At 44.1% G+C, this 992-nt stretch carries 1 protein-coding gene; it reads left to right on the forward strand.

The genetic code is table 11. From position 1 onward, the window contains the following. The first annotated feature begins 142 nt into the window (after nt 1–142). Nucleotides 143–982: a phosphate ABC transporter permease subunit PstC gene (gene pstC / locus A3762_RS16915; protein ID WP_231878794.1), complete on the forward strand. Its 840-nt coding sequence runs from the start codon at nt 143–145 to the stop codon at nt 980–982. Nucleotides 983–992: the final 10 nt, after the last annotated feature.

Raw genomic sequence — 992 nt, forward strand, 5'->3', positions numbered from 1 at the left:
GCAATGCTCTATTTAAAACCGATTCAAGTAACAGTAATAAGTGAGTAGACAGGTGTTTGAGATCCAGTCTCAAAATAAGAATCGCGCGCGCAAAGAAGCCGCCGTAAATGCTTTATTGGCAAGCGCCTCTGCCATCGCCATTGTGACCACAATTGGCATATTATTTTCCATCCTATTACAGGCGATAGAATTTTTTCAGTTAGAAAGTCTTTGGTATTTTTTAACAGGTTTGGAGTGGCATATGAGCCATTCCGATAGCACCTTTGGTGCAGTGCCAATTTTTGCAGGCACATTTATGATTACGGGAATTGCTTTAGCAGTCGCGATCCCTGTGGGCTTAGGTAATGCGATTTTTTTAAGCGAGTACGCATCACCGTCTTTACGTAAGTCATTAAAGCCTATTCTAGAAGTTCTAGCAGGCATTCCTACGGTTGTTTACGGATTTTTTGCGGCGCTCACTGTAGCCCCAGCGATTGTTTCATTGAGTGATGCTTTAGGCATTGAGGCAGCGTATAACAGCGCTTTAGCGAGCGGTGTAATCATGGGTGTGATGATCGTTCCAATCATTTCATCTTTGTGTGATGACGTTCTGTGCGCTGTTCCGGCTAGTCAGCGCAATGCGGCCTATGGTTTAGGCATGAATCAGGCAGAAATGATTCGCGATATTGTTGTGCCGTCAGCTATGCCGGGCATTATTTCTGCGTGTTTACTTGGTTTCGCTAAAGCCGTGGGTGAAACCATGATTGTTGTCATGGCTGCAGGCTTGAGGCCAAACCTATCTTGGAATCCTTTAGAGGATATGACCACGGTCACAGTGCGTATTGTCGATGCGCTTGTGGGTGACCATGCATTCGATTCTCCCCAAACACTTTCTGCATTTGCCTTAGGTTTAGTTTTGTTCGTGATTACCTTACTTCTGAATATGATTTCGGTACGGCAGATTCGTAAGTTCAAAGCCAAATACAAGATTAATCGTTTATGAGTATAAGCAT

It is taken from the genome of Oleiphilus sp. HI0125, from assembly GCF_001635355.1.